This is a genomic window from Buchnera aphidicola (Protaphis terricola), assembly GCF_964059145.1.
Taxonomy (GTDB): Bacteria; Pseudomonadota; Gammaproteobacteria; order Enterobacterales; family Enterobacteriaceae; genus Buchnera; species Buchnera aphidicola_BP.
The window spans coordinates 353,334-376,765 of the sequence record NZ_OZ060405.1; the positions used below are offsets into that span (position 1 = coordinate 353,334).

General features: G+C 21.1%; 21 protein-coding genes. 17 read left to right on the top strand and 4 right to left on the bottom strand.

The window, feature by feature from the left end; translation table 11 throughout:
• The first annotated feature begins 12 nt into the window (after positions 1-12).
• The 5 genes from flgG to AB4W67_RS01680 all read left to right on the top strand — a co-directional run bounded on the left by flgG (position 13) and on the right by AB4W67_RS01680 (position 4,862).
• Positions 13-795 carry a flagellar basal-body rod protein FlgG gene (gene flgG, locus AB4W67_RS01660; protein ID WP_367682317.1) on the top strand — a complete coding sequence of 261 codons (783 nt, stop codon included), beginning with the start codon at positions 13-15 and terminating at the stop codon, positions 793-795.
• A gap of 72 nt (positions 796-867) precedes the next feature.
• On the top strand, positions 868-1,587 hold the full coding sequence (locus AB4W67_RS01665) for a flagellar basal body L-ring protein FlgH (RefSeq protein WP_367682318.1): 720 nt from the start codon (positions 868-870) through the stop codon (positions 1,585-1,587).
• A gap of 191 nt (positions 1,588-1,778) precedes the next feature.
• A complete protein-coding gene (locus AB4W67_RS01670) occupies positions 1,779-2,888 on the top strand; it encodes a flagellar basal body P-ring protein FlgI (protein ID WP_367682319.1) in 1,110 nt (369 codons plus the stop codon).
• On the top strand, positions 2,888-3,205 hold the full coding sequence (locus tag AB4W67_RS01675; RefSeq protein ID WP_367682320.1) for a rod-binding protein: 318 nt from the start codon (positions 2,888-2,890) through the stop codon (positions 3,203-3,205). The genes AB4W67_RS01670 and AB4W67_RS01675 overlap by 1 nt, the downstream gene beginning before the upstream one ends.
• Positions 3,206-3,230: 25 nt before the next feature.
• Complete coding sequence (locus AB4W67_RS01680; protein WP_367682321.1) at positions 3,231-4,862, top strand: FlgK family flagellar hook-associated protein; 1,632 nt, start codon at positions 3,231-3,233, stop codon at positions 4,860-4,862.
• A gap of 136 nt (positions 4,863-4,998) precedes the next feature.
• Here the strand turns inward: AB4W67_RS01680 and rne are convergent, their stop codons facing one another.
• Positions 4,999-7,689 carry a ribonuclease E gene (gene rne / locus AB4W67_RS01685; protein WP_367682322.1) on the bottom strand — a complete coding sequence of 897 codons (2,691 nt, stop codon included), beginning with the start codon at positions 7,687-7,689 and terminating at the stop codon, positions 4,999-5,001.
• Positions 7,690-7,985: 296 nt separating this feature from the next.
• Between rne and rluC the strand changes: the two genes are divergently transcribed.
• From rluC to AB4W67_RS01735, 10 genes are all read left to right on the top strand, one after another.
• Positions 7,986-8,948 (top strand): 23S rRNA pseudouridine(955/2504/2580) synthase RluC, encoded by a 963-nt coding sequence (rluC, locus tag AB4W67_RS01690; RefSeq protein WP_367682323.1) that lies wholly within the window; start codon positions 7,986-7,988, stop codon positions 8,946-8,948.
• A gap of 60 nt (positions 8,949-9,008) precedes the next feature.
• Positions 9,009-9,173 (top strand): 50S ribosomal protein L32, encoded by a 165-nt coding sequence (gene rpmF / locus AB4W67_RS01695; protein WP_367682324.1) that lies wholly within the window; start codon positions 9,009-9,011, stop codon positions 9,171-9,173.
• 138 nt (positions 9,174-9,311) lie between these two features.
• A complete protein-coding gene (gene fabD, locus AB4W67_RS01700; RefSeq protein ID WP_367682325.1) occupies positions 9,312-10,238 on the top strand; it encodes an ACP S-malonyltransferase in 927 nt (308 codons plus the stop codon).
• Positions 10,228-10,962, top strand: coding sequence for a 3-oxoacyl-[acyl-carrier-protein] reductase (gene fabG, locus AB4W67_RS01705; protein ID WP_367682326.1), 735 nt, complete (start codon positions 10,228-10,230; stop codon positions 10,960-10,962). The genes fabD and fabG overlap by 11 nt, the downstream gene beginning before the upstream one ends.
• A 95-nt stretch (positions 10,963-11,057) precedes the next feature.
• The gene (acpP, locus tag AB4W67_RS01710; protein ID WP_367682327.1) at positions 11,058-11,297 is read left to right on the top strand and encodes an acyl carrier protein; all 240 of its coding nucleotides are present in this window, start codon (positions 11,058-11,060) and stop codon (positions 11,295-11,297) included.
• 50 nt (positions 11,298-11,347) lie between these two features.
• Entirely contained in the window at positions 11,348-11,983 is a 636-nt protein-coding gene (gene tmk, locus AB4W67_RS01715) for a dTMP kinase (RefSeq protein WP_367682328.1), read from the top strand.
• Positions 11,980-12,963, top strand: coding sequence for a DNA polymerase III subunit delta' C-terminal domain-containing protein (locus tag AB4W67_RS01720; protein WP_367682329.1), 984 nt, complete (start codon positions 11,980-11,982; stop codon positions 12,961-12,963). Before tmk ends, AB4W67_RS01720 begins: the two co-directional genes overlap by 4 nt.
• Positions 12,964-13,005: 42 nt before the next feature.
• Entirely contained in the window at positions 13,006-13,779 is a 774-nt protein-coding gene (locus AB4W67_RS01725; RefSeq protein WP_367682330.1) for a TatD family hydrolase, read from the top strand.
• Positions 13,780-13,834: 55 nt separating this feature from the next.
• Positions 13,835-15,268, top strand: a complete 1,434-nt coding sequence (gene ptsG / locus AB4W67_RS01730; RefSeq protein WP_367682331.1) for a PTS glucose transporter subunit IIBC — start codon at positions 13,835-13,837, stop codon at positions 15,266-15,268.
• A 74-nt stretch (positions 15,269-15,342) separates the two neighbouring features.
• The gene (locus tag AB4W67_RS01735) at positions 15,343-15,687 is read left to right on the top strand and encodes a histidine triad nucleotide-binding protein (protein ID WP_367682332.1); all 345 of its coding nucleotides are present in this window, start codon (positions 15,343-15,345) and stop codon (positions 15,685-15,687) included.
• Positions 15,688-16,117: 430 nt separating this feature from the next.
• Here the strand turns inward: AB4W67_RS01735 and AB4W67_RS01740 are convergent, their stop codons facing one another.
• The 3 genes from AB4W67_RS01740 to pncB form a co-directional block, all read right to left on the bottom strand.
• Entirely contained in the window at positions 16,118-17,227 is a 1,110-nt protein-coding gene (locus tag AB4W67_RS01740; protein WP_367682333.1) for a porin, read from the bottom strand.
• A gap of 71 nt (positions 17,228-17,298) precedes the next feature.
• Positions 17,299-18,699 carry an asparagine--tRNA ligase gene (gene asnS, locus AB4W67_RS01745; protein ID WP_367682334.1) on the bottom strand — a complete coding sequence of 467 codons (1,401 nt, stop codon included), beginning with the start codon at positions 18,697-18,699 and terminating at the stop codon, positions 17,299-17,301.
• Positions 18,700-18,759: 60 nt separating this feature from the next.
• Positions 18,760-19,968 (bottom strand): nicotinate phosphoribosyltransferase, encoded by a 1,209-nt coding sequence (gene pncB, locus AB4W67_RS01750; RefSeq protein WP_367682335.1) that lies wholly within the window; start codon positions 19,966-19,968, stop codon positions 18,760-18,762.
• Positions 19,969-20,223: 255 nt separating this feature from the next.
• Between pncB and pyrD the strand changes: the two genes are divergently transcribed.
• Both pyrD and AB4W67_RS01760 read left to right on the top strand, forming a co-directional pair.
• A complete protein-coding gene (gene pyrD / locus AB4W67_RS01755; RefSeq protein ID WP_367682336.1) occupies positions 20,224-21,234 on the top strand; it encodes a quinone-dependent dihydroorotate dehydrogenase in 1,011 nt (336 codons plus the stop codon).
• Between the two features lie 396 nt (positions 21,235-21,630).
• The gene (locus AB4W67_RS01760) at positions 21,631-23,427 is read left to right on the top strand and encodes an ATP-binding cassette domain-containing protein (protein ID WP_367682337.1); all 1,797 of its coding nucleotides are present in this window, start codon (positions 21,631-21,633) and stop codon (positions 23,425-23,427) included.
• The last annotated feature ends 5 nt before the right edge of the window (positions 23,428-23,432 follow it).

Here is a 23,432-nt window from a genome sequence, read left to right on the forward strand (position 1 = left end):
AGGAGCAAAAATATGATTCCTTCTTTATGGATTTCTAAAACAGGTCTAGATGCTCAACAAATTAATATGAATGTGATTTCTAATAATTTAGCTAACGTGAGCACAAATGGTTTTAAACGATCTAAAGCAGTTTTTGAAGATTTAATGTATCAAACAATACGAGATGCTGGGACAAATTCATCTGCTGATACAATTCTTCCATCAGGATTACAAATAGGAACAGGAGTTCGACCAGTAACAACAGAAAGAATTCATAGTCAGGGAAATTTATCTAAAACTGATTCTTCAAAAGATGTAGCTATAAATGGATCAGGTTTTTTTCAAGTTAAATTACCTAATGGAAAATCAGTATATACAAGAGATGGATCATTCCAATTAGATCAAAATGGACAACTAGTAACAAATAGTGGATATATAGTCATGCCTGAAATAAATATTCCACCTAATTCAACTAACATTAATATAGCACGAGATGGCGTTATAAGTGTTATTATACAAGGTCAAACACAACCAATTTCTATAGGACAATTGAATTTAACAGGATTTATTAATGAGTCTGGATTAGCAAGTTTAGGTGAAAATTTATATGAAGAAACTCAATCCTCTGGTATTCCTATAGAAACTACACCTGGTTTAAATGGTACAGGATTATTATATCAAGGATATGTAGAAACATCGAATGTTAATGTAGCTGAGGAATTAGTAAATATGATTCAAACACAACGAGCTTATGAAATTAATAGTAAATCTATAAATACCTCAGATCAAATGTTACAAAAATTATCTCAACTATAAAAATTTATCTTTATATGAAAAAATAAATTTAAAATTTACATACTAAAGTTTTTTATTAAGGATTATTTTTCCGTGGTAAAGTTATTTAGTTATAAAATTAAATATTATTTAACTATTCTTGCTTTATTAACTATTCAAAGTTGTGCATCTATTGAAAATCATCCACCTTTAATCAATGGAATAACAACAGCTATAGCACCAGATGTTTCCCCAAAAATTATAAATGGTTCTTTATTCCAAGAAAATATACCTATCAACTATGGATATCAACCATTGTTTGAAGATCATCGATCTCATAATATTGGAGATATAATAACTATTGTATTACAAGAAAACATAAGCGCAAGTAATAGTTCTTTTTCTAATATGAGTCGAAACAGTATATCTAGTTTAGGTATGTCAATAACGCCAGGTCAATTAAATCCTATATTAGGATTTAATGTTAATGATAGCAAAACAGGATTCGATAGTTTAGGAAAAAATGATTTCTACGGAAAAGGAAGTAATTCAGCTAAAAATACATTTACTGGATTAATGACTGTTACTGTTAAAAAAGTACTACCAAATGGTAATTTACAAGTAGTTGGTGAAAAACAAGTTGCTATTAATGAAGGGGTAGAATTTATTCGTTTTTCAGGAGTAGTAAATCCTCATAATATTAATAAAAATAATTTAATTGCATCAACTCAAATTGCAGATACACGCATTGAATATATTAGTAATAATCGTATTAATGAAACTCATAAAATTGGTTGGTTACAAAGATTATTACTAAAAATTTCCCCTATTTAATATTAATAATTAAAATTTTAATTCTAAATATCATTTAAACTCATAAGGGATTCAAGAAAAAACCCTTATGAGACAAATTGAATATAAAAATTAAAACTTATTAACTTAAAAAGATTAATTAATAAAATATTATATATTTTTTATATAATATATTAAAATAAAATTAATAAAATAAATATATAAGGTATTTTATGTCAAAGATAATATCATTATTAAAATTTATTATTTATATTTTAATGAGTTTTTGTTCTTTTGCATATGCAGAAAAAATACGTGACTTAACTAGTATTGAAGGTATCAGAGATAATCAATTAATTGGTTATGGTTTGATAGTGGGTTTAGATGGAACTGGTGATCAATCTGCTCAAGCTCCATTTACAAATCAATCATTACATAATATGTTATCTCAATTAGGTGTAACTATGTTGCCAAATACTAATATGCATCTAAAAAATGTAGCAGCAGTAATAGTTACCGCAAAACTACCTCCATTTAGTCATGCAGGAGAGCAAATAGATGTAGTAGTTTCATCTATGGGCAATGCTAAAAGTTTAAAAGGAGGTACATTATTAATGACTCCTTTAAAAGGAACTGATAATCAAATTTATGCAATTGCTCAAGGAAATGTATTAATATCTGAAAGAAACAATTTTGGAAAAACAAGCAATTTTTTTAAAATTAATCAAACTAATTCAGGTCGGATTAATCATGGTGCAACAATTGAAAAAGAAATAAATACTAATTTTGGAAAGCAAAAAATAATTAATCTTCAACTAAATGAAGAAAATTTTAGCACTGCACAAAAAATTAGTGATATGATTAATATGAGATATCCAGATACAGCTACAGCAATAAACTCTAAAACAGTACAATTAAATACTTATCCTGATAATACTATACAAGTTCATATGCTTTCTAATATTCAAGATATAGATATTTCTATACCCTCTCAAGAAGCAAAAGTAGTAGTTAATCCTCGAACTGGTTCTATTGTTATTAATAAAGAAGTAAAATTAGGAACATGTATAATTGCTCATCGTAACTTATCTATTATAATACATAAAATAATAGATCAAAAAAATTATTTAAATATTTTAGATCCGAATTTAAATAATCAAAAAAATTTATTAAAGGATATTCATAATAAAAATTATATTAATAGTGAAACACTTAATAATAAAAATTTAAATAATATTGTACAAACATTAAATGTTTTAGGAACACAACCTGATGAATTGATCTCTATTCTTCAATCAATGAAAAATGCAGGTTGCTTACATGCTAAATTGGAGATTATTTAATGCAATATAAGTTATATTTAAAAGATATACAAAACTATAATGTAAAATTTATTAATGAATTAAAATACCAAGTAAAAAATAATTCTAGAAAATATGCACTAGAAACAGCTAAAGCATTTGAAAGTATTTTTATTCACATATTATTAAAAAGTATGAGAAAATCATTAAATAATGATAGTTTATTAGATAATAATCAAAGTCATTTATATACCGAAGTATATGATGAACAAATTTCACAAGAATTATCTAAAAAAGGGTTTGGTTTATCAAATATTATTTTGCAACAAATTGATCAAAATAATAAAATATATAAATAATAATTTTCTACATAAGGAAATCTATATGAGTTCTATATTAACTTCTACTATTGCTAATATTGATGCGATTAAAATATTAATTGATAATCGAACAAAAAAAATTCTACATCCAAAATATAAAGATCTATCAGAACGTATCGCAATTGAGAACAATGTAGATCAGTCTAATGCTAATCCAGGAGTAAAAGTAGAAAGTATATATGATGAATATAATAATTTTATTCAAGAAGAAAAAAGAAAAACTAATGAACGAATACAAGAAGATGAAACTCGAATTGAAGAATATTCAAAATTAGAAAAGTTATTTGTTGAAAAAGTACATGTTTTTAATGATATAATAAATGAATTATATTCTTCTATAGAAGATAGTATTGTTAAAAACAATATACATATATTTGATGCAAAAATTGAAAAAAATTTAAAAAAAGTTATATATGAATTAAAAATGTTTGATGAAAAATTAAATTTTTTAGAAAATGATATTAAATATAGTATATCAGAAAAAATAAAACAAGCAAATATTTTAATTAATAAAATTTATGATTTAAATATCAATGTTCAATTTTTTCCAGTTGCACAAATACCTGATGGTATATATAAATACATTGATGAAAGAGATAGATTAGTTGATGAACTAAATAATATTCTAGGTGTTACAGTAGAAAAAGATAGTAATAATTTTAAAGTATATTTGAAAAATGGAATATACCTAATAAATAATAATAGAAAAATAAATTTAATTGCTTTAACATCAAAAACAAATGATAAATACATAAGTATTGGATATTGGAATGATGACGAAAAAATAATAAAAAAAATAGAACACATGGTTCCTAGTGCATCTCTAGGAGCACTTTTTCATTTTCTAAAAAAAGATTTAAAAGATGCAAAAAATAAACTTGGCCAACTTACTATAAATTTTGCTGATAGCATTAATGAAAATCATACTTTAGGGTATGATATATTAGGTGGTGTTGGAAAAAAAATATTTTATATTAGTCAACCTAAAATTATATCTAGTTCAAAAAATACATCACATCCATATACATCTGTTAAATGGGTATCTACTTCTGATGCACAAGATACTAACTATATAATATCTATGAAGGACAACCATTGGATTGTTAAAAGATTACGTGATCAAACAATAGTTGATCCAGATATATACCAAAAAGACAATAATACATATCTTACTTTTGATGGGATAGAATTTAAAATTGAAGGCAATGAGAATGAAAATAATGTTTATATGATTCAACCATATGCTGATATATTCAATGAATTAAAATTATTAATTATAGAACATGTTCCATTTGCGATGTCTTCAACAAATGATAAAGATCAAAAAAATAAAAACAATGCAATTATTATATATAATTTAAATAAAGATAAATTAGTAAATAAAAAAGATACATTAAGTCAAGCTTATTTAAAATTTTTAAAATCTATATCCTATAAATGTAATGATCTTGAAGAAAGGCTGCCTTTTAAACGTAATATGATTAGAATATTAGAAAATAAAAAATTATCAATATCTGATGATATAAATGAAGATTATAAAAATTTAAGTTATGAACAAAAATGTTATATTGCAAATGTAAAAGTCTTAAAAATGGCTGAAAAAATTTTTGATGATATTGTAGATTGTTATAGTTAATTTAAAATTAATATATTAATATTTTCTAAAATAAAAACTTACTTAATAAGTAAGTTTTTATTTTTTCTATAATATCTTAATATAAAAAAATTAAAAATGTTTTTAGATAACATGAAATATATAATTCATAATTTTTTTAAAATTCTTTAATTTTAGTAACTGGTGAAGAAGAATAATTTTTTGCAGAATGCGCTCCAGCAGAAACTTTTTTTGTATTTGGTTGAATTGTAAAAATAGTTTTTTTTACTTTTTTTTTGTATTTATTAGGAAAATTCTTAGAATAAATTTTTGTAATTGGTTCAAAAATTTGGTTTTGTTTTTCTTTTTTTAAATTATTTAAAAGTTTATTTTGATTACATTGTAAGATATAACAATTTTTAAAAATTAATTTATTTTTTTTTCTTTCTTCAATAATATTTTTATGTTTAATTTTTTTTTTCACTTGATTAACAAAAATTTTTATATTTTTTTTAATGATATTAGTTTTATTATATTTTGATGCATTATTTTTAATAATTATATTATTTTTATTAGGATAAAAATTACTTATTTTATTCTTTCTATACAAATAATGATATTTTTTTAAAACATTAATTTTTTTTAAAGAATTTTGAAAATTAAATTTTTTAAATTCTATTTTTTTTAAGTAAATCATATGATTTATCATTAATTTGCAAAATTGAATGTGTTTTAATTTATAAATATTAAATATTTTATTAAAGATAAAAAAAGAATCTTTATTTTTACTTGATTTAATATTTTTATTTCTCTTTTTAAAAATATAATTTTTACTTAAAATAATATTTTTGTAAGGTATTTTTTTTTTTAAAAAAAATTTATTTCTTAGATTATATATATCTAACTGAAAAAATTTCAAAAATTCAATATAATAAATAACATTCATTATCTCCAAATAATTAAATAAAATAACTTTTTTTTTATTAAATAAATTAAATTTATTATTTGAATTGTATCTATTTATTATATTATTTTTTTCTTGAATTTGAATTGATGATATTGGTATATTATTTTGATTAATATTATTCTGATATTTTTTTTGATTAAATTTATTTCTATTAAAAAAAAATTTTTTTTTCTTAAAAAAAGTATTTTTTAAAAAAAATATTCTTTTTATCCAAGATATTAGTTTAATAAAAAAATTATTATAAAGATTTTTTTTAAAAATAGTTTTTTGACGTATATTATTAATATTAATATAATTATTAAATAATTTTTTATTTTTTAAAAATGGTTTATAATGAACTTTCTTTTCTTTAATATCTTGTTTAATATTTTTTATATTTTTATTTTTCTTAATACTATAAAAATAATCATTTATAGATGGTATTTCTTCACCTTTTCTGATTCTAGAAACAAAATAATGTGGAGTTTTCATATTTTTATTAGGTACTATTATCGTTTTTCCACCTGCTTGTCGTTTTTCAATCGCGTATACTGCATCTCTCTTCTCATTTAATAAATAACAAGCAATTTCTATAGGTACAATGGCGTGTACTTCATATGTATTTTCTTTTAATGCTTCTTCTTCGATTAAACGTAAAATTGATAAAGATAAAGATTCATTATCTCTAATGGTACCTGTTCCAGTACACCGAGGACAAATATGATGACTAGAATCACCTAAAGAAGTACTAACTCTTTGCCTTGACATTTCTAATAAACCAAACCTAGAAATATTGCCAATTTGAACTCGAGCTCTATCTTTACGTACAATTTCACGTAATTTATTTTCAACAGCTTTTTGATGACTTAGAGGTGTCATATCTATAAAATCTATTACTATTAATCCACCTAAATCTCGAAGTCTTAATTGTCTTGAAATTTCTTCTACCGCTTCTAAATTTGTATTAAAAGCTGTAGATTCAATATCTATACCTTGGGTAGAACGAGCTGAATTAATATCAATAGCTGTTAGTGCTTCAGTACTATCTACCATAATTGAACCACCTGATGGTAATTGTACCTTTCTTTGAAAAGCAGAATTAATTTGAGATTCGATTTGGTAATAACTAAATAATGGAATATTTCCAGTATAAAGTTTTATTTTATTAATAAAATCTGGACGTCCTAAAGCTGAAATATGCTCAAGAGCTATATTAAATATTCTAGGATTATCAATTAAAATTTCACCAATATCTTGCCGTAAATAATCTCTAAATGCACGAAAAATTACATTACTTTCCTGATGAATTAAAAATGGAGCAGATTTTTTTAATGCAGCTTTTTGAATAGCATCCCAATGCTTTAATCTCAGATATAAATCCCATTGTAATGATTTTATAGATTTTCCAAAACCTGCAGTTCTAATAATTAAACCCATATTTTTAGGAAATTTTAAAGATAAAAATAGCATTTTTAATTCGCTTCTATCATGTCCTTCAATTCTTCTAGATACACCAGTAATATTAGGACTATTTGGCATTAATACTAAATAACTTCCTGCCAAACTAATAAAAGTTGTTAAAGCTGCACCTTTTTTTCCTCTTTCTTCTTTATTTATTTGAACAATAAGTTCTTGCCCTTCTTTCAAAACATCTTTAATTTCTGAATTCAAATTATCATATTTTTTAAGAAAGTATTTTTTAGAAATTTCCTTGAAAGGTAAAAAACCATGTTTTTCCATACCATAATCTACAAAAACAGCATTTAAACTTGGTTCTATTCGAGTAATTCTTCCTTTGTATATATTCGATTTTTTTTGTTCCGATCCAGTATTTTCTATATCAAGATCATATAAACGTTGACCATCAACAAGAGCTACACGCAACTCTTCCTGTTGAGTTGCATTAATTAACATTCTTTTCATTATAACTTTTTCTCTCTTATTTTTACAAATAAGTAAATACATCAACAGGAAATATATATTTTTAAAAAAATTAATATTTTATTAATTCATTATGAGTTTTATTTAAAATATATATAAAATAAATTATTTTAAAATACTAATGAAATAATTTAAAAATTAATTAATAATATTATTTACTTTTTATAATTTAAAAATTATAAAAAAATTTAATTATTGATAGTAATATATTTATATATTTAATTATATTATAATTAATAAAAATTAAAAAAATTACTTTATTAATAGAGATTTTTTTAATGACATATAAACAATTATCTACATCTATTATATATATTAATGAAAATATGATAAATCAACGTATTGATAATTTTTTGAAAAAAAAATTTAATAATATACCTAAAAGTATGATTTATCGTATTATTAGAATAGGTCAAGTTCGAATAAATAAAAAAAGAATTAAACCAAATTATAAACTTAAAATCGGAGATTATATAAAAATTCCACCAATTAAAATCGCATTTAAAGAAAAAAAAAATTTTCATATTAAAAATAATCAAAAAAAAAAATTAAATAACATACTTTATGAAGATAATTATTTATTAATAATAAATAAACCTTCTGGCCTTGCAGTTCATGGTGGAAGTGGTTTAAATTTTGGGATTATAGAATATTTTCGAAAAATTCGACCATTAGAAAAATGTCTTGATCTTGTTCATCGTATTGATCGAGATACATCCGGAATATTAATTTTAGCAAAAAAACGTTCTTCTCTTATTTCAATGCATGAACAAATAAGAAATAATAAAATAAAAAAAGAATATATTGCATTAGTACATGGACTTTGGCCATATACTTTAAAAAAAGTATCAAAACCTCTATTACAAATTAATTTAAAAAATAAACAAAAAAAAATGTTTATTCATAAAACTGGAAAACCTTCATTAACTTATTTTAAAATAAAAAAACAATATACTACTACAACATTACTTTCAATTTTTCCTAAGACAGGAAGAACACATCAAATTCGAGCCCATACTTGTTATTCAGGTCATCCAATATTATTTGATAAACTTTATGGAGATACAAATTTAGATAAAATAGTAAAAAATAAAATAAATTTTAATAGACTTTTTTTACATGCTAATTCAATAAAATTTATACATCCTAAATATGGTAATATATTACATATAAAAGCACCGTTAGATTTAAAAATTAAAAATTTTTTAAATATACTTGATAAAAAATATAAATCAAATTAATTTTAGTTTAAATAAAATAAATCTTTATTAATATAAAAATATCTTAAGAGAAAAATTATTATGGCTGTACAAAAAAACAAACCAACTCGATCTAAAAGAGGAATGCGACGTTTACATGATATATTAAAACAAGAAACACTATCTACAGATAAATGCTCTAAAGAAATACATATTCGGCATCATATAACACCAGATGGTTTTTATAAAGGTAAAAAAGTTATTTAAATATATAAAACGGTATTATAAAAAAGTACCGTTTTATACTAAAAATGAATCTTAATTTTTAATATTAACAAAAAATCAATTCATTATTTTTTTAAATATATTATATTTAAAAAGGTTATTCTAATGTGCTTATTTTCTATGCTATTTCCAGGCCAAGGAATTCAATATAATAATATGTTATCCTCTTTTTTAAATCGAGAAAATATTTTTAAAAATACTTTTCAAGAAGCATCAGAATATATAAATTTTAATTTACTAAATTTAATGAAAAACGATTCAATAGAAAAAATTAATAACGAATATATACAAACTTTAATATTAACTTCATCAATTGCAATTTATAGACTTTGGAAAAAATATAATGGAAAAAATCCAGCATTTATGTCAGGTCATAGTTTAGGAGAATATTCTGCATTAGTTTGTTCTAATGCAATGAATTTTAAAGATGCATTGAAAGTTGTTTATTTACGCGGTCAATTTATGCAAAAAATAATTTTAAATAGATCTTTTTTAGTACAAGCTATAATTGGTTTAGATAAAAAAATTATTAAAAAAATTTTAAAAAAATACGTAAATAAAACAGTATCAATTGCAAGTATAAACTCTAAAAACCAAATAATTATTTCTGGAGAGACATTAGACGTACATCAAGTAAGTTTAGATTGTAGAAAAAAGGGAGCAAAATTTATATTGAATCTTAATATTAATATTCCAGTACACAATTATTTAATGAAACCAGTTGCTAAAAAAATTAAGTATATATTAAATAATATTAAAATTAAAAAACCTATAATACCAGTAATTAATAATGTTAATGTAAAATGTGAAAATCATAGTAAAAATATTAAAACAGCTTTAATTAAACAAGTATATAAAACTGTAAGATGGAAAGAAATAATAGACTTTATAAAATCAAAAAAAATTTTTACTATGCTTGAAATTGGTCCTAATAATATCTTAACTAATTTAAATAAAAAAAATAAAAATCTAGTCTCTCTTAGTACTAATAATAAAAAAAATTTTTTATATGCTTTTAAAAAAATTAATAAAAATTATGAAAAATAAAAAAAAAACTGCTTTAATAACAGGTGCAAGTCAAGGTATTGGAAAAGCAATAGCTTTAAAGTTTTTAAATAAAGGAATAAGAGTTATTGGTACATCAACTACTCAAAATGGTGTAAATAAAATTAATAAATATTTAAAAAATAATGGATTTGGTTTAATTTTAGATTTAAAAAATACTAATTCTATTTCAGAAAAAATTAAAGAAATTTATAAAAAAGTATATTTTATCGATATATTAATAAACAATGCTGGAATAAAATCAGATAAATTACTTATTTATATGAATAATAAAGAATGGGAAGATATTATTAAAGTTAATTTAACATCAATATTTTATATTTCAAAAGAAATTATTCGTTCAATGATTAAAAAAAAAGAAGGACGTATTATCACAATCAGTTCCATGATTGGTTATACAGGAAATAAAGGACAAGTTAATTATAGTACTTCAAAAGCAGGTCTTATAGGATTTCATAAATCATTAGCATTAGAATTAGCTTCAAAAAATATTACTGTTAATATAGTTGCTCCAGGATTAATTAAAACTAATTTTATTAAAGATTTAAATATATTTCAATATAAAAAATACTTATCTAATATTCCAATGAAAAGATTAGGAACAGCTGAAGAAATTGCAAATGTTGTGATGTTTTTATCTTCTGAAAAGTCATCTTATATTACTGGTCAAACATTACATGTTAATGGTGGTATGTATATGTCTTAAAAATAAAATTAAAATTTAATAATATATTATAATAATATCATAAATATAAAAGTTTAATTTAATAAAAATTTAACATAAAAAATGAGAAAATTAAAATGAAAAATATTGAAAATAAAATAAAAAATATTATCTCAAAAAAATTAGAAATACAAATAGATAAAATTAAAAATACATCTTTATTTTTAGAAGATCTTGGAGCTGATTCATTAGATATTATTGAATTGATTATGAGTTTAGAAGAAAATTTCAATATAGAAATTTCTGATGAAGAAGTAGAAAAAATTAAAACAGTACAAAATGCTATCGATTTTATTTATAGTAAAATTAAAATTTAAATAATTAAATTTTATCTTAAAATTAAAATATTATATATATTAAAAAAATAATGATAAAAAGTAAATTTATTGTAATTGAAGGACTAGAAGGTTCTGGAAAAACTAGTGCATGTATTTATATAAAAAAAATTTTAGAAGAATATAATATTAAAAATATTATATTAGTTAGACAGCCAGGGAGCACACCAATTGCAGAAAAAATCAGAAAAATAATTAAAACATTTCATACTGAAGATATTATAAAAGAAACAGAATTGTTATTAATATATGCAGCAAGAATGCAATTAGTTGAAAAAATTATTAAACCAGCATTAAAACGAGGAGATTGGGTAATTTCGGATCGTCATTATTTATCTTCTTTAGCTTATCAAGGTGGTGGATTAGGTATAAATAAAAATATTATTAATCAAATTCAACATTTATTATTAGGAGATTTTTTTCCAGACTTAACTTTATATTTAGATGTTAAACCTGAAATTGGTTTAAAAAGAATATTAAAAAGAGGTGCTTTAGATCGTATTGAAAATAGATCATTATTATTTTTTAATAAAACAAGAAATATGTATTTAAAAAATATAAAATTTAATAAAAAAATTATTAAAATTAATGCTAATCTTAATATTCGAAATGTGACTATAAATATTAAACAACAACTATTAAGGTGGCTTAAAAAACAATTTATATGAAATGTTATCCTTGGCTTATTAATACATATAAAGAAATTATTAAACAACATCAAAATAAAAAAGCACATCATACAATATTAATAAAAACAACTAAAGGATTAGGAGTATTACAATTAATTAAAAATATTAGTCAGTGGATTTTATGTGATAATAAAAATGAAATAAAATATTGTAATACATGTCATAATTGTAAATTAATTATATCAAAAAATCACCCAGATTTTTATTATTATAAAGATAATAATAATAAAATTATAACTATTAATTATATTCGAATGATACGTGAAAAAATATTTCAATACCCAAAACAAGGAAAAAATAAAATTATACTTTTATCAAATATTGAAAAATTAACAGAATCCGCAATTAATTCATTATTAAAAATTTTAGAAGAACCACCTAAAAATACTTGGTTTTTTTTAGTAGATTATAACAACTTAAAAATATATTCTACATTACACAGTCGTTGTTTAATATATACATTATTTCCCCCACGAGAAAAACATAGTTTACATTGGTTAAAAAATAAAAATTTAAAAAATAAAATATTTAATGTAATTTCATTACGAATTAACCAAGGTTCACCAATACTTGCTAAAGAATTTATTAATAATGGACTTTGGGAGGAAAGAAAAAAATTATGTATATATTTTTTAAATTCTATTAAAAAGAAAAATCTTATCAAGATATTTCCAATATTATCTATAAATAACACTATATTAAAAATTGATTGGATATGTTTATTATTATTTGATTCTATTCAAATCCATTTTAATCAAAAAAAAAAATTAACTAATTTTGATGAATTTCAAATAATTCAATTTTTTTCTCGTAATTATAATTATTTTACTCTAAAAAAAAGTATTACTACTTGGATAAAATGCAGGTATAGATTGTTAAATATATCTGGTATTAATAATGAATTATTAATATTAGAACAATTATTACGATGGGAAAATATTTTAAAGTTCACTAATTAATTATAATTTATATATTATTTTTTAAATGAAAGAGATAAAATTATGCTTTTAATTGACTCTCATTGCCACCTCGACCGATTAAATTATCATTCATTACATAATAATATCGAAGATATGTTAAAAAAATCATATAAAAATTATGTGAAAAAATTTTTAACAGTATCTACTTCTATTAGTAATTTTAATAATATAAAAAGATTATTTAATCAATATAATTATATTTTCTACTCTTGTGGTATACATCCTTTACATTGTCAAAAAGAAAAACAAAATCTCGATAAACTAGAAACTTTATCAAAACATCAAAATGTTATTGCTCTAGGAGAAACAGGTTTAGATTATTATTATTCATCTGAAACAAAAAAAATACAACAAAATTTTTTTAGAGAACATATACGAGTTGCAATAAAATTAAAAAAACCAATTATAGTACATACAAGAAATTCTATAAAAGATACAATAAAAATTTTAAAAGAAGAAAATGCAGAAAAATGCGGAGGGATTTTACATTCATTTACTGAAAATTATGATATTGCATTTAAATTAATAGATTTAGGGTTTTATATTTCTTTTTCAGGTATAGTAACTTTTAAAAATGCAATTCAATTACAAAATACACTAAAAAAAATACCATTAAGTAGTTTACTTATAGAAACAGATTCTCCATATTTATCACCAACTCCGAATAGAGGAAAAGAAAATCAACCAGCATATTTACTTGATATAGCAAAACATATTTGTCTAATAAAAAAAATATATTTAGAAGAATTTGCTGATATTATAAAAAATAATTTTTATACATTATTTAAATTATAAAAAAGATATATTTTTTTATAAATTATATGTTTTATATATATTTAGGAGTTTTAATATGTTTAAAAATGTATTTGCAAGTCTTCAAAAAGTTGGAAAATCACTGATGTTACCTGTATCAGTATTACCAATTGCAGGTATATTATTAGGTATTGGTTCTGCTCATTTTAATATAATACCAAATACTATATCTGAAATTATGGCACAAACAGGAGGCTCAGTTTTTTCAAATATGCCGTTAATTTTTGCTATTGGAGTAGCTTTAGGATTTAGCAATAATGATGGCGTAGCAGCATTAGCAGCAGTTGTAGCATATAGTATTTTAATTAAAACATTGTATGTTGTTGAACCAGGAATATTAAACACTAATATTAATTTAATAAAAAATAAAAATATTGCTGATATAGGAATATTAGGAGGAATTATAGCAGGAGGGATTGCAGCATATATGTTTAATAAATTTTACAAAATCCAACTGCCTGAATATTTAGGGTTTTTTGCAGGAAAAAGATTTGTTCCAATTATTTCAGGCTTATGTGCAATATTTATAGGTTTAATATTATCCTTTATTTGGCCTTCGATAGCATCAAAAATTCAAATATTTTCACAATGGGCAGCTTATCAAAATCCTATTTTTGCTTTTTCTTTATATGGAATTGTAGAAAGAGCATTAATACCGTTTGGATTGCATCATATATGGAATGTTCCATTTCAAATGCAAATTGGAGAATATACTAATTCTGTTGGTCAAGTTTTTCATGGAGATATTGCAAGATATATAGCTGGAGATATAACTGCTGGAAATTTATCAGGTGGTTTTATTTTTAAAATGTATGGATTACCAGGTGCTGCATTAGCAATTTGGCATACATCAAAAAAGGAAAATAAGAATAAAATTGGAAGTATTATGATTTCTGCAGCGTTAACAGCATTTCTAACTGGAATTACAGAACCAATCGAATTTTCATTTATTTTAGTTGCTCCAATATTATATATTATTCATGCAATATTAGCAGGTTTGTCATTTCCATTATGTATTTTTTTAAATATGCGTGCTGGAACAAGTTTTTCACATGGTTTTATAGATTTTATAGTATTAAGTGGACATAGCAATCAATTGTTTCTTTTTCCAATTGTTGGGATTTTATATGGTATTTTATATTATATAATATTTTATTTTTTAATAATTACATTTAATTTACAAACACCAGGAAGAGAAAACAATAAAAATAATACTATTATAAAAAATAATAATGAAATAGCAGTTTGTATTGTTAAAGCTTTAGGTGGAAAAAACAATATCAAACATTTAGATGCATGTATTACTAGACTACGTATTACAGTATTAAAAATTTCAGAAGTTAATCAGTATGATTTAAAAAATTTAGGAGCAGCAGGTATATTTATATCAGGAGCAGGTATACAAGCTGTATTTGGTACTAAATCTGAAAATATTAAAATTGCTATAGATGAATATATAAAAAATACATAAAAAATAGGGTGAGTAAAAAAAGCACTCGCCCAGTGATTAAAAATATTTTTCTATCAAAATAAGAGTAAATTATTATGAATAATTATTCAATTTTTCAAAAAATTATAAAAAAAGAAATATCAGCTAATATTTTATATCAAGATAAAATTGTAACTGTTTTTGATGATATTAAACCAAAAGCCCCTATACATATATTAATCATACCAAATAATTTAATTAAAACAGCCAATGATATTAATAAAAAAAATAAAGATATTATTGCTCATATGTTTTATATTGCGGTTCAAACTGCAAAAGAAAAAAAAATTAGTCAAGATGGATATAAAATAATTATTAATTGTAATAAACATGGAGGACAAGAAATAAATTATTTACATATGCATTTATTAGGTGGTGCTAAATTAAAAACGTTATATTAAATATATTTTTTATTTTATTATATAAAAAATTAATTAATAAATAATAAATTCAACATATTGTAGAAATAATTACTAAAAAAATAAAAATAATATTTTTTAAATATAAATAAAATAATAATGAATTATAAACAACCATAAAATAAAAAATTAATGTAATACTATTTTAAATAAGAAAAAATAAATTTTTTTATTACTATATACAAATAATATCTTTATAAATAAAAAAATTTTATCATATAATAAATATTTATATAAAATGATTATCAATTCATTAAATAGAGCAGATCTTTCTATGAAACTTTCATATTTATTAATATATATTTAAAAGTTATTAATATATTTTATAAATATAAATCATTAGAAAGATCTTACCCTTAATATTCAATATTTTTTTAAAAAATTAATTAAAAAAATAATTTACTTTAAAAAATTAAAATTGATAAACTAATCCAGCGTCAATAATATTATCTGTAGAAATTTTATTTGTTTTGATAAAATTATTTTCTTTTAACAAATTAATTTTATAATTCATATAAGTTGAAATATTTTTATTAAATTCATAACGACTAGAAATATTAATTTGTTTTGCTAAACCTAGTTCATCTTTTACAGTTCCATTTATATTATATCCCTTTGAATCTATATAACTTAAAGCAGGACGAAAACCAGATTTAAATTTATATTCTGCAATTGCTTCAATATTATGTGTTTCATTAATATAGCTATTACTACGAAGATCATATGGAGTTAAATTTCTTGCAGCTCCATAAAAAGCAGCAATATATACATCATTAGTATCATATTTAAAACCCAGTCCATATGCATTTACAGATTCGTTATTTAAACTTTTATTAACTTTAGATTCAGATAATCTTTTAGATGTAAAACAAGAACCAATTGCTGTTAATCCTGAACCGGTTTCATATTTTACAGATGCACCCCAACCTGCATGATTTTTTTGACGTGGATGTCTATTTTTAGTTTCATCTTGATATTGTAATGCAAAACTAAGTCCATTGACTAAACCAAAAGTATTATTATTTCTATAAGTTAATAAACTGCTATTTCTACCTAACATATAATTATCACTATATCCAAATACACTATTATTAGTAATATAAGGAATATGATTTGTTAAAGATTCAACATCATTAATTACACCATAATTACGACCATAATCTATAGACCCTAAGTTTCCATATTTTAAACCAGCATATCCTAGACGAACAGAATTAGATTGTTGTTGATCTATTAAATCTTCCGGTATAAAAAAATTAGTCTTATATTCAATTTTTGCATAACTAGAAAGCTTATTAGTAATATTAATTTTTCCTGAAAGCCCTAAAATAGCATTGGTATGATCATCTTTAGAAGTGATTTTTGTTGATAAAAAACCATTATAAAAATCATGATGAGGGTTAATACTACCATATAATTCTAATTTACTACCATGTTTATTAAAAATTTCTGTTGCTGTTACTGTACTACTAGTAGCAAATAATATTGGTATTAAAATTGATAAAGATTTTTTTCTACTCATAATTTTAAATTACCTTTAATTAATAAATATAATATAAATTAAACAATTATAAATAATTTTACAACATGCAATTAAAAATGAGAATTTCTTACAGTACGAGGAAAAGGTATAACATCTCTTATATTTGACATTCCAGTAATATAAGAAATCAACCTTTCAAAACCCATACCAAAACCTGAATGATGCACGGTACCATAACGTCTAAGATCTCGATACCACCAATATTTTTCTTTTTTCAAACCAAATTCAGATAAACGTAAATCTAAAATTTCAATACGTTCTTCACGTTGTGATCCACCGATTAATTCACCAATATTTGGAACGATAATATCCATAGCTGCAACAGTTTTTTTATCGTCATTCAATCTCATATAAAATGCTTTTAATTCTTTAGGATAATCAGTGATAATTACAGGTTTTTTAAAATATTCTTCAACAAGAAAACGCTCATGTTCAGAATTTAAATCAACACCTGGAAAAATAATTTTATCAAATTTATTTTGATAATTTATTAAAATATTTATAGCATCAATATATTTTATACGTATAAAATCTAATAAAATAAAATTTTCAAGACGATTAATTATATCACTATCAATATAATTTTTAAGAAATTTAATATCTGTAATAAAGTTTTTTAAAAGATCTTTGAAAATATATTTTAACATTTCTTCAGCAAATTTAGATATTTGATCTAAATTTAAAAAAGACGCTTCAACTTCTAACATCCAAAATTCTGCTAAATGACGGGTTGTATTTGAATTTTCAGCTCTAAAAGTTGGCCCAAAGGTATAAACTTTTGATAAAGCACAAGCATATGTTTCTAAATTAAGTTGTCCCGAAACAGTTAAGAAAGATTCTTTTCCAAAAAAATCTTTTTTAAAATCAACGGAATTATTATCCTTTTTAGGAATATTTTTCATATTTAATGTAGAAACATGAAACATTTCACCAGCACCTTCAGCGTTAAGTCCAGTAATAATAGGTGTAGGTATCCAATAATAGCCTTTTTTATGTAAAAATCTATGTAATAATTGAAAAACGTAATTTCGTATTCTTACGATTACTCCAACTAAATTTGTTCTACTTCTTAAATGTGCTACTTCTCTTAAATATTCTAAACTATGTTTTTTTGCAGAAATAGGATAATTCTGAGGATTTTCAACCCACCCTAAAATTTTAACTTTTTTAGCTTGTATTTCATATTTTTGTTTTGAACCTAATGATAAAATTAGATTACCCTGAATTAATACAGAACATCCTATAGTTAATCGAAGTATTTCTTTATAATAATTAGATAAATTATTATTAGCAATAACTTGTATAGTATGAAAACATGATCCATCATATACTGTAATAAAAGAAAAACCAGATTTTGAATTACGACAACTTCGAACCCATCCGTATATAGTGACAAAATTTTTTATAATAGTATCATTTTTATATATTTCTGATATTGATATTATATTCATATTATTTTTATACTTTTTTATTTTTAAAATAGCATAAAGACATGCTTTTACTAAAATTAATTATTTTAGATTTTTATTTCTTAAAGGCAAATCAAATGCTTTGTATAAAGATTTAATAAAATCTTTATCTAAACAAAATGTTTTTCCAGGACTATCAGATAATTTAGCAACTGGTTTTCCATTACATTTAACTAATTTAATAACAATATTTAATGGTTTTACATTTGGAATATCACAAGTTAACTTAGTTCCAATACCAAATATCACATTAATTTTATGATTAAATTTTTTATATAAATTTATAATTTTAGAAAAATTTAAATTATCTGAAAATAATAATGTTTTTGTAGAAGGATCAATACCTAATTTTTGATAATGTTTTAAAGCTTTTTCTGCCCATTTTATAGGATCACCTGAATCATGTCTAATACCTTGGTAGGATTGAGATAAAGATAAATTAAAATCACGCAAAAATGCATCCATTGTAATACAATCTGTTAAAGCAATATTTAAATATTTTTTATATTGACATAACCATATTTTTAAAGCTAAAGATTGACTATATTTTAAATTAGAACTAATTTGTTGATGAGCTTGAAACCATTCATGAGCCTGAGTACCTATTGGAGGCATTTTTAAAAGACGAGAAATATGATAATTACTTGATCCTACTAAAAAAGGAAATTTTTCTTTTAATCTTTTAATAATTGAATATTGAACATCATATGAAAATCTTCTTCTTGTTCCAAAATCGACAATTTTTAATCGAGATAAATCTAAATTTTGAGTATATTGAAAAAATTTTTTTAATTTTAAATTTAAATAATTTACTGCTATATTAGGGGTAATATTAGGATAGTGACTTTTATGAAAAATTTCACTAATTAATGATAAAATAGGAACTTCCCATAAAATAACCTCTTTCCATAACCCAGTAATACGAATATGTAACTCTCCATGATAATTATTAACATTTACTTGCGTAATATTATAACGAAAACTTTTCAACCAATGTAAATATTCTTTTTTAAAAAATGGAAAAGAATTCATATAAATATATTCTTCATTACTAAGACATAGTGATTGCATCATATTAATTTGATCTAACAAAATATTAGAATAAGTTCCTAAAAAATTTGATCCTCTACAAATAAATTCTGAAACAACACGAACATTTTTATAACAAAAAAATACAGCTTGTTGCATATGTAATTTGTATGCATCAGTATCAAGTAATGTTTTTACTATTGGATAATTATATTTTTTCATATTATTTTTATAATAATATTCCTTATTATGATAATTAATATATAATTTTATATATAAAATTATGCATAAATTTTATATAAAAAATATAATATAATAAAAAATTTATCAATTTTAAAAAAATTTAATAATTATTATAACTTAATAATAGTATTAAATTTTTTAATTTTTATTAAAATTTTAAAATAAATGCATTATAAAATATATAAAAAAATTTTTTTAAATTATATATTTTATTTAACATAAGAGAAAATTATAATGTTATATTATTTAATTCGTAAAATTTTATTTTTAATAGATCCTGAAAAAGCACATAAATTAGTATTAAAGAATATGAATACTAAAATTATTCAACAATTAATGAAATTATTTTTTCAACCTATTATATCCAAACCGGTAAAATGTATGGGATTAATTTTTCCTAATAAAATTGGTTTAGCTGCTGGAATAGATAAAAATGGAGAATATATAGATATTTTTTCCAAAATAGGTTTTGGGTTTATTGAATTAGGAACTGTTACATTATTACCGCAAAAAGGAAATCCAAAACCAAGAATATTTCGAATACCTAAATTAGAAGCTATTATTAATAGAATGGGGTTTAATAACCTTGGTATAGATAATTTAATTAATAATCTTAAACAATCTAAATTTGAAGGAATTATTGGAGTAAATATAGGTAAAAATAAATGTACTTCTATTGAAAATGCTACAGATGAGTATTTAACATGTATAGAAAAAATATATTGTTACACTAATTATATTACTATTAATATTTCATCTCCTAATACAAAAAATTTAAGAAATTTACAATTTGGATTATTACTAAAAAATTTATTAAAAAATATTAAAATTAAACAAAAGGAAATGAGTAAAAAATATAAAAAATATGTTCCAATAGCAATTAAAATTTCACCAGATCTATCAAAAGATGAAATACTTTATATTTCGAATCAATTAATTAAATTTGAAATAGATGCTGTTATTGCAACCAATAGTACTTTAGATCATTCTTCAATATATAAAATAAAAAAAAATCAAATTAAAGGAGGATTAAGTGGCATTCCTTTAAAAAATAAAAGCAATAATACAATAAAAATATTATATCAACAACTGCAAAAAAAGATTCCTATAATTGGAGTAGGAGGTATATATTCGTTAAATACTGCAAAAGAAAAAATTATATTAGGTTCAGAATTAATACAAATATACTCTGGATTAATATACCATGGTCCAAAATTGATTAGAGATATAATTAAAAATTTATAATATATTTATTTTTAAAAAATATATTATTTTTATATTTCAAATAATTTAAGTGTAAAAATATTTTTAAATGAACTTTTAAAAATACATTATTTTTAATACCATATTTAATATATATAAATTGTAAAAATTATTTATTAAATTTAATATAATCATATAAAAAATAACTAAAATTTATATAATAAAAATAAATATTTTATCAATAGAAATAAATATATTTTTTAAAAAATAAATTATTAAAATTAAAAAATTAATTTAATATTTAAACTTACCTAAGTTACTTCTAAAAAAATATTCAAATTTAAAAACAATATCAACTTAATAAATAATTTAACAAAAATAAAATATAAAAATTATGTTATTTTTTAACTTATAATAAATTTTTTAAATGAGAAAAATATGAATTTAATTAGTATAAAAAATGCTTACTTATCATTTAATAACTTAGAAATCTTAAAAAATGTTTCATTTTATATTAATTCAAAAGAACGTATTTGTTTAGCTGGTAAAAATGGATCTGGAAAATCAACCTTATTAAAAGTAATTAACAAACAACAAGATTTAGACCACGGATTAGTTGTTTACAAAAAAAATATTAAAATACAATATTTACAACAAAACAACCTAAGTCAATCAAATATTTCTATTTTTGAATTTATTAAAAAACAAATTGAAATAACAAAAAAAGAAAAAATTAAAATTAATGATATTGTAGAAATAAAAAAGATTACTGAAATTTTAAAATTAAATCAAAATAGTCTTTTATCAGAAGTATCTGGTGGAATTTTGAGAAAAGTTGCATTAAGTGCAATTTTAATTAATAAACCTGATATATTATTACTTGATGAACCTACTAATCATTTAGATATATATACAATTAAATGGTTAGAAATATTTTTAAAAAATTTTCATGGAAGTATAGTATTTACATCACATGATGTGTCATTTATTGAAAATATATCTACAAAAATTATTTATATTGATCGAGGAAAATTAATATTTTTTCCAGGAAATTATAATCAATTTATTCAATTAAAAGATAAAAACAATTATATTGAAAAAATAAATAAAAAATTATTTAATCAAAAATTAAAAAAAGAAGAAATTTGGATTAGAAAAAGTGTTAAAGCACGTACTACAAGAAATGAAGGAAGGATAAAAAATTTAGAAAAATTAAGAAAAGAAAATAAAGATTATAAAAAAATAGAAAACTTTCAAAATATTACAATTAATGAAATTAAAGATTATGCTGGAAAAATAATTTTTAAATTAAAAAATATATATTATGCAGTAAAAAACAAAACTATTATTAAAAATTTTTCTGAAACAATAGAATATGGTGATAAAATTGGATTAATTGGAAGCAATGGATCTGGAAAAAGCACCATGATTAAAATACTTATAGGTGAAAATCAAATTCAAAAAGGAGATTTTTATACGTCAAATAAATTAAAAATAGCATATTTTGATCAAAATCGATCAATATTAAATCAACAAAAATCTATTTTAGATAATATAAATGAAGGTAGAGATAAAATAATTATTAATAACAACGAACAAAATTTAATAGGATATTTAAAAAAATTTTTATTTAAATCAGAAGAATTAAAATGCTTAGTAAAAAATTTATCTGGAGGAGAATCTAATAGATTGCTTTTAGCTAAAATATTTTTAAAACCAAATAATATATTAATTTTTGATGAACCGACAAATGATTTAGACTTAGATACACTAAATTTATTAAAAAATATTATAAATCAATATTCTGGAACTGTTTTAATAGTTAGTCATGATAGAAATTTTCTTGAAAAAACTGTAAAAAAATATTGGTTTTTTCAAGGTGATGGAATAATTACTACACATTTAAATTTTAAAAATAGTTTAATTGAAAAAAAAATTATAAATGATAAAATAAATAATCAAGAAAATAATTTAAATATCAATAAAAAATTCAATTTATTAAAAAATAAAAGAAAAACTAAGAATAAGTTAAAAAATATATTAAATGAAATTGAAAATATAGAAAATAGTATTAAAATATTGCAAAATCAAATAAACTCTGTTGATTTTTTTAAACAAGATATTTCTAATCAATTACCTATATTAAATCAATTAAATATAGAAGAAAAAAAATTAGAAAAAAAAATAATACATTGGGAATACTTAGAAAAAATTTTTAATCAAAAAATTGAATAGTGTTT